The following is a 7494-nucleotide window of genomic DNA, read 5'->3' as shown; positions in this document are numbered from 1 at the left end:
AGCAGGTGCGTGGGCTCGTACGGCGCGTAGTGGTAGATGTGCATGTCGGGGAACTGCTCGCGACGCACCGCCACCATGTCGAGGAAGCGCTCCAGCGCCGCGCGTTCCTCGTCGAACGTGTGCGCCCAGAGCGCTCCGTAGCGTTCGCGGGTGTCGACCCAGCCGAACAGGTAGTCGATGCCCCACTGTTCGCGATCGCCCTCGGTGTAGAGCGGGTCGCCCTCGAAGTCGAAGAACAGGTCGCCGTGGTCGGGGCGGGGCAGGACGCCCAGCGCTTTCGGGGCGACGACCTCGAAGGTCGGCACGACGTGCTCGCCGGCGCCGCCGTCGCCCGCGGGGCTCTCGAGCTGCAGCCGCGCCTGCGTGCGGAGGGAGACGAACGTGTCGACGCTCATGCCCTGCGGGGCCGCGGGCGCGCCCGCCAGCTCGTCGATCGTGTGGATGCGACCGGCCCGCAGCCGATCGCGCTGAACGGGGCGCATCCCGGCGACCAGCAGCAGGTCGCGGTGCGCGACCACCTCGATCTCGCACGTCGCACACCGACCGCACGCGATGACCGCGAGATCGCCGCGGGGATCGCCCCACGGCACGATGGGACCGGCCGCGCCGAGCTCGACGCGGCGATCGGCGATGAGGGCGCGGAGGCGCGCACGGCGCAGCTCGAACACCGGCAGGAGGTCGTCGACGCGGTGCGTGCTCGTGCCGCCGTCGCCGAGCAGCAGCTGCACCTCGTCGGAGCGCGCGACGCCGAGGCGGTCGAGCTGGTCGACGTATGCCGCGAGCTGCATGAGGGCGGTGACGCGGGCTCGACGTGCGAGCTTGGTGTCCTGCACGATCCAGGGCCGCGGGCCGCCGTCGCCCGCGTCGGGCTCCCGCACGAGGAAGTCGGCGAAACCGACGAACTCGCCGGTCGCGAAGGCCGCCTGGTAGACGACCTCGGCGGTCGGGTCGGCGAGGGCCGCGTCGGTGAGGCGCACGGCCTCGGCGAGCGCCGCGGCGTCGGAGGAGCGGGCGGCGGGGATCTCGCGGACGCCCGCACCGAAGTCGCGGCGGTAGTCGTCGAGCACGCGCAGCTCGTGCGCGGTGCCGAGGGCTGCGGCGCGTTCGAGCGTGGCGTCCTCGGGGTCGGGCACGGCCTCGATGCGGCCGATCTTGGCGTCGATCGCCCGGAGCCAGGCGAACTCGCACTCGGCTGCCGCTTTGAGGTCGCTGGCGCTCCAGACGATCCGGGCTTCTTGCTCGATGTACCGCATGATGGTCAACGCTAATCGGGGCCGCCGACATCGCCGGTCGCACTGTCCACACCTCCTCCGCGCACACCCGCCGCCGCGGTGTCCGCGCCACCTGACAGACTGGAGCGGTGATCACCGAGCTGCCGTTCGAGAACGTCTACCGGCACGGCTTCGCGCGCGTGGCGGCGTGCACGATCCCCGTGGCCGTGGCCGACCCCGCCACCAACGCCGAAGCGGTGCTGGCCTCGGCGCGCGAGTGCGATGCCGAGGGCGTCGCGATCGCCGTCTTCCCCGAGCTCTGCCTGTCGGGCTACGCGATCGACGATCTCGTGATGCAGGATCCCCTGCTGGATGCCGTCGAGGTCGCCGTCGCGCGTGTGGTCGCGGCATCCGTCGATCTCCTGCCCGTCCTGCTCGTCGGCGCGCCCCTGCGCCACGGCAACCGCCTCTACAACTGCGCCGTCGTCGTGCACCGCGGGCGCATCCTGGGCGTCGCGCCGAAGTCGTACCTGCCGACGTACCGCGAGTTCTACGAGCAGCGCTGGTATGCCCGCGGCGACGACACCGCCGGCCAGCACATCACCGTCGCCGGTGAGACCGTGCCGTTCGGCACCGACCTGCTGTTCGACGCCGTCGACATCCCCGGGCTGACGCTGCACACCGAGGTGTGCGAGGACGTGTGGGTGCCGATCCCGCCGTCCTCCCCCGCCGCGCTGGCGGGAGCCACGGTGCTCGCCAACCTCTCCGGCAGCCCCATCACGATCGGACGCGCCGACGACCGCAGCCTCCTGTGCCAATCGCAGTCGCTCCGCTGCCTCGCGGCGTACGTCTACGCCGCCGCGGGTCAGGGCGAGTCGACCAACGACGTGTCGTGGGACGGCCAGACGATGATCTACGAGGGCGGACAGCTCCTCGCCACGACCGAGCGGTTCCCGGACGGTCCGCGGCGCAGCGTCGCCGACGTCGACCTCGACCGCCTGCGTCAGGACCGCCTGCGCCAGGGCACGTTCGAGGACAACCGCCGCACGGCCGGCACCGCATTCCGCACCGTGACGTTCGAGCTCGCGCCCCCGGCCGCCGACCTCGGGCTCCGGCGCGCGCTCGACCGCTTCCCGTTCGTCCCCGACGACCCCGCGCGTCTGGCGCAGGACTGCTACGAGGCGTTCAACATCCAGGTGTCGGGGCTCGTGCAGCGCCTCGAGGCGATCGGTCGCCCCCGCCCCGTCCTCGGCGTGAGCGGCGGGCTCGACTCCACGCACGCCCTGCTCGTGATCGCCCGCGCGATGGACCGCATGGGCCGTCCGCGCAGCGACATCCTGACGTACACGCTCCCCGGTTTCGCCACGAGCGAGAGGACGAAGCGCAACGCGATCGCCCTCGCCGAGGCGGTCGGCGCGACGATCGAGGAGATCGACATCCGCCCCGCGGCATCCGAGATGCTCTCCCGGATGGGCCACCCGTTCGCCGCGGGCGAGCCGGTGCACGACGTCACCTTCGAGAACGTCCAGGCGGGTCTGCGGACCGACTACCTCTTCCGCCTGGCGAACCAGAACAACGGGATCGTCATCGGGACCGGCGATCTGTCCGAGATCGCGCTGGGCTGGTCGACCTACGGCGTGGGCGACCAGATGAGCCACTACTCGGTGAACCCGGGCGTGCCCAAGACGCTGATCCAGCACGTCATCCGGTGGGTGATCTCGGCCGGAGAGCTGAGCGCCGCGACGGTCGAGGTGCTGCAGGCCGTGCTCGACACCGAGATCAGCCCCGAGCTCGTGCCTGCCGGGCAGGACGGCAAGATGCAGTCCACGGAGGACCGCATCGGCCCCTACAACCTGCACGACTTCACGCTGCATCACGTGCTGCGTTTCGGCTTCCGGCCGTCGAAGATCGCGTTCCTCGCCGCGAAGGCGTGGGAGGACCCGGATGCCGGATCCTGGCCCGCGGGCTATCCCGAGGGCGCGCGGCCGTCGTACGACCTCGTCACCGTCGCGCGGTGGATGGAGGTCTTCCTGCAGCGCTTCTTCGGGTTCGCGCAGTTCAAGCGCACCGCCATCCCGAACGGCCCCAAGGTCTCCCCCGCGGGCTCGCTGTCACCGCGCGGCGACTGGCGTGCACCGTCGGACGGGAACGCCCGCGCCTGGCTCGCGGAGCTCCACGCCGCGATTCCCCAGGCGTTCGCGAAGGACTGAGGCGCCCGGCCCTCACCAGCCCATCGAGCCGGGGATGCCCTTGAACGGCCCCGCGAGGTCGTCGGTGACCCATCCGCCGTAGAACCCGCCGGGCTGCGGCCGCACGGTCTCGCCCGCGACGATGCAACGGTCCATGGGTGCGGCGTACACCGCGACGCGATCTGCGAGCACCTCGTAGCCGGGCATCGGACGGGGATAGTTCCACGCGGCGCGCTCGGCGACCACCCCGCCGCCCCCGTGCACGTCGAAGTACCGCGCACCGCCCTTGAACTCGCAGAAGGACGCGCCTCGACCGAGCGTCAACGCGTCGCCGAAAGCGGCGATCGGAAGGTAGTAGACCGGCGGGTGACTCGTCTCGAGCACGCGCACGACGTCGTCGGTGTCGGCGATCCGGATGCCACCGAAGTCGATCTGCACGCGCTTCGGGACCCGCTCCACCCGCGGCGGCCGCGGATACTCCCACACGGATTCCTGGCCGGGCCGGACGGGGTCGGGAACGGGTCGCACCATGGATCCACGGTACGCCGCGCCGGCGTCGCGAGGGTCGGCCGTGATCGAAGCGTGGCTCGGACGGTCACAGCGGTTCGGTAGCCTGGGGGCAGGAGGGGCACGAGTGAGCGGCGAACACGGCACCGGAATCAGTCGGCGGTACCGCGTCTACCAGGTGGGCGGGATCGTTCTCGGCGTGCTGTTCCTCGGGCTCGGCATCGCCGCGCTCCTCGCGGGCGGCGGCCCCGTGATCGCCGCCATCGCCGGAATCGGAGGCCTCGCCGTGATCATCGTGTCGATCGTGACGATGGTGCGCTCGTGAGCGTGCCCGACGACAACGGGCAGGACGACAAGCCCCGGAAGTACCCGCGCGGGCAGGTCGTCATCTGGATCGCTGTGTCCGCGGTCGGACTGTGGCTGCTCGGCAGCGGGCTCATCGGCATCCTGTCGGGCGGCTCGGGCAACTGACGGCGCGGCGGGAATTCCCCGCGGGCGGGGTCGTTGTCTCGAACGCACCCATTCCCGAACGGAAGGCCATCATGACGCGCATCGGTCGCAGCGACCTCGACATCCGTCCCCTCTCCCTCGGAGGCAACGTCTTCGGCTGGACCGCCGACCGGGACACCTCCTTCGCCGTGCTGGATGCCTTCCACGCCGGCGGCGGCGACTTCATCGACACCGCGGACGGGTACAGCCACTGGGCGCCCGGCAACTCGGGCGGTGAGAGCGAGACCCTCATCGGCGAGTGGCTCGCGAGCCGCAAGCCGGAGAACGTCGTCGTGGCCACGAAGGTGAGCACGCACCCCGACTTCCGCGGTCTCTCCGCGAAGAACGTCCGCGCCGCCGCGGAGGCCTCCCTGCAGCGCCTCGGTGTCGACGCGATCGACCTGTACTACGCGCACTTCGACGACCCCGAGACCCCGCTCGAGGAGACCGTCGGCGCGTTCGCCGAGCTCGTGTCCGATGGACTCGTCCGGTACGTGGCCGTGTCGAACTACACGGCGGAGCGCATCCGCGAGTGGATCTCGCTCGCCGAGGCCGCCGGCGCCGACCTGCCCGTCGCCGTCCAGCCGCACTACAACCTCGTGCACCGCACCGCGGTCGAGAGCGAGATCGTCCCCGTCGCCGAGGAGTTCGGCCTCTCGCTGGTCCCGTACTACGCGCTGGCCAGCGGCTTCCTGACGGGCAAGTACCGGACGACGGATGCCGCGGGCGATTCGCCCCGCGCCGGCGGGGCCGCGAAGCTCGCGACGCCCGCGGGCCTCGCCGTGATCGACACGCTCGAGGAGATCGGGAACGCGCACGGTGCCTCGATCGCGACCACGGCTCTCGCCTGGCTGCGCGCTCAGCCGACGGTCGTCGCTCCCATCGCGAGCGCGTCGCGCCCCGAGCAGGTGGCGGACCTCGTGGCGAGCATGTCGCTCGAGCTCTCGGGCGACGAACTCGCTCGCCTCGACGAGGTGTCGGCGGCCGCGCAGGACTGACCGCTCGACCCGGCCGCGGGGGTCGCGCGTCGTCGCGCGGCCCCGCGGTCGGTCAGAATGGGGAGGTGAAGCTCCTCGTCGCCGCCCACGCGTCCGAATTCGTCGCCTTCGAACCCGACATCCCCGGTTTCGACACGCTGCTGACGGGCGTCGGGAAGATTCCCGCCGCGTACGCCCTGACCCGCGCGCTGTGCGAGGGCACCTACGACGAGATCGTGGTCGTCGGCACCGCGGGTGCCATCGACCCCGACCTCGAAGGCGGCATCTACGACATCTCCGCCACGATCCAACACGACGTGAAAGGCCTCGACGGCACCTTCGGTGAGCACGTCTGGCTGCCCGCGCGGGTCGACATCGCTCCCGAGGGCGTCGTGATCGCGACCGGCGATCACTTCGTCGACGACGCCGACGCCGTCGCCCTCATCCGCGGGCTCGACGCGCGCATGGTCGACATGGAGTCCTACGCGCTGGCGTGGGTCGCGCAGCAGTTCGACGTGCCGATCCGCATCCTGCGCGCCGTCTCGGACCGCGCTCAGGACGGGGCGACCGAGCTGTGGGACGACGTCGTCGAGCGCTGCAGCCACGAGCTCCGCGCGAAGATCCGCGAGCTGTACGGGGTCTGACGGCTCGCGGAGCGCTGCTTACGGCGTCTGCGAACCGCGGCGGGCACGGCCCGCGAGGTCGACGACGCCAACGATGAGGGCGAGCCCCAGGAACACGCCGACGGCGATCAGGCCGCTGGCGTACGCGTCGTGGAAGACCACGAGCGTGTCGCGGCCGTCCCGCTCGCGGTACACCGTCGCGTAGAACAGCGCGAGGGCGATCGCCGTCCCCACGGCTGTGCCGATCCGCTGCCCCAGCTGTCCCACCGATCCCGCGACGCCGCCGCTCGAGACCGGGATGTCGGCCAGCGTGAGCGTCTGATTCGGCGAGATGACGAGTCCGCCCGCGAGGCCCCCGAAGATCATGACGCCCGCCATCGCCCAGGGCGTCCACTCGGCCGGGGTCGTCAGCGCGACGACGGCCAGAGCGCCCGCGGTGACGACCATCCCGAGGATGCCCACGACCACGAGAGGACGCCCGAACCGGGTGACGAGGTTGCCGCCCACCCAGGAACTCCCCGCGGATGCCACGGCGAACCCGATCGTCACCATCCCGGCGAACACCGGCTCGAGACCCAGTCCGCCCTGCAGGAACAGGGTGCCGAGCAGGAACATCGCCGGCACGGCCGAGAAGTAGGCGGTCGAGATCAGGATGCCGTTGCGGTACGAGCTGAGCGAGAAGATCGACAGCGGCATCAGCGGCATCCGTCCGCGATCGGCGTAGCGGCGCTCCCAGAAGATGAACGCTGCGGCGAAGACGACCGACACGACGAGCAGCCACCAGCGGCGCGGGTCGTCGTCGGGCGACCCGGTCGTGAAGAGGAACGGCCACATGAGCGCGACGATCGTGAGCCCGAAGAGGATCACGCCGATCGGGTCGAGATCGAGCGCCCGGTGCGACTTCGTCCGGGTGCTGGGGAGCAGCCACGCCGCGAGCACGATCACGATCGCGACGAGCGGGATGTTGATCCAGAAGATGAGCCGCCAGCCGTCGGTCGGGCCGCCGAGCGCGATGAGCAGTCCGCCGAGCGTCGGGCCGAGCGCCGTCGCGATGCCGATCGTCGCGCCGAAGAGGCCGAACGCGCGCCCGCGTTCCTTGCCCTGGAACAGCTGCTGCACGAGCCCCAGCACCTGCGGCATCTGGATGCCGGCGGCGACGCCCTGCAGGAGGCGGGCGGTCAGCAGGACCGTGGTGTTGGGGGCGAGGGCGCACACGAGGCTCATCACCAGGAACAGCGACAGCCCGACGAGGAACAGCACGCGCCGCGAACGCAGGTCGCCGAGACGGCCCGCCGGAACGAGCACGAGACCGAAGGTGAGGACGTATCCCGAGACGACGAGCTGCAGCTCGGTCGGACCCGCGTGCAGCGCCGTCTCGATGGACGGCAGCGCGACGTTGACCTTCGTCAGGTCGAGGATCGTGAGCGCCGCGACGGAGACGGCGATCCAGTACGCCCGCCAGCGGGGCGGGGCGAGAGCTGGATTCCTGTGTCGGGGG

The 7494-nt window shown here is 71.5% G+C and carries 7 protein-coding genes and 1 pseudogene; 5 read left to right on the top strand and 3 right to left on the bottom strand.

Features of this window, described 5'->3' with window-relative positions; genetic code table 11:
- Positions 1 to 1253, bottom strand: a pseudogene (locus I5G_RS18290) (ribonuclease H-like domain-containing protein); the annotation flags it as partial.
- A gap of 107 nt (positions 1254 to 1360) precedes the next feature.
- Between I5G_RS18290 and I5G_RS18285 the strand changes: the two are divergent.
- On the top strand, positions 1361 to 3421 hold the full coding sequence (locus I5G_RS18285) for an NAD(+) synthase (protein ID WP_022880344.1): 2061 nt from the start codon (positions 1361 to 1363) through the stop codon (positions 3419 to 3421).
- Positions 3422 to 3433: 12 nt separating this feature from the next.
- Here the strand turns inward: I5G_RS18285 and I5G_RS18280 are convergent, their stop codons facing one another.
- Positions 3434 to 3931 (bottom strand): DUF427 domain-containing protein, encoded by a 498-nt coding sequence (locus I5G_RS18280; RefSeq protein WP_022880343.1) that lies wholly within the window; start codon positions 3929 to 3931, stop codon positions 3434 to 3436.
- Between the two features lie 103 nt (positions 3932 to 4034).
- On the opposite strand from I5G_RS18280, the gene I5G_RS18275 reads away from it, so the two are divergent.
- From I5G_RS18275 to I5G_RS18260, 4 genes are all read left to right on the top strand, one after another.
- The gene (locus I5G_RS18275) at positions 4035 to 4232 is read left to right on the top strand and encodes a hypothetical protein (RefSeq protein WP_022880342.1); all 198 of its coding nucleotides are present in this window, start codon (positions 4035 to 4037) and stop codon (positions 4230 to 4232) included.
- Positions 4229 to 4378 (top strand): hypothetical protein, encoded by a 150-nt coding sequence (locus I5G_RS26050; protein WP_022880341.1) that lies wholly within the window; start codon positions 4229 to 4231, stop codon positions 4376 to 4378. The genes I5G_RS18275 and I5G_RS26050 overlap by 4 nt, the downstream gene beginning before the upstream one ends.
- 71 nt (positions 4379 to 4449) lie before the next feature.
- Positions 4450 to 5394 carry an aldo/keto reductase gene (locus I5G_RS18265; protein WP_022880340.1) on the top strand — a complete coding sequence of 315 codons (945 nt, stop codon included), beginning with the start codon at positions 4450 to 4452 and terminating at the stop codon, positions 5392 to 5394.
- A 65-nt stretch (positions 5395 to 5459) separates the two neighbouring features.
- The gene (locus I5G_RS18260; protein WP_022880339.1) at positions 5460 to 6017 is read left to right on the top strand and encodes a nucleosidase; all 558 of its coding nucleotides are present in this window, start codon (positions 5460 to 5462) and stop codon (positions 6015 to 6017) included.
- A gap of 18 nt (positions 6018 to 6035) precedes the next feature.
- Here I5G_RS18260 and I5G_RS18255 read toward each other — a convergent pair whose 3' ends face one another.
- Complete coding sequence (locus I5G_RS18255; RefSeq protein ID WP_026096077.1) at positions 6036 to 7442, bottom strand: MFS transporter; 1407 nt, start codon at positions 7440 to 7442, stop codon at positions 6036 to 6038.
- Between the last annotated feature and the right edge of the window lie 52 nt (positions 7443 to 7494).

Origin of the sequence: Microbacterium sp. B19, assembly GCF_000333395.1 — a bacterium.
Taxonomy (GTDB): Bacteria; Actinomycetota; Actinomycetes; order Actinomycetales; family Microbacteriaceae; genus Microbacterium.
This window is presented reverse-complemented; position numbering and strand designations above follow the sequence as displayed.

Coding starts and splice junctions, on each gene's coding strand:
- I5G_RS18265 (WP_022880340.1), top strand. CDS start 4,450: ATGACGCGCATCGGTCGCAGCGACCTCGACATCCGTCCCCTCTCCCTC.
- I5G_RS18280 (WP_022880343.1), bottom strand. CDS start 3,931: ATGGTGCGACCCGTTCCCGACCCCGTCCGGCCCGGCCAGGAATCCGTG.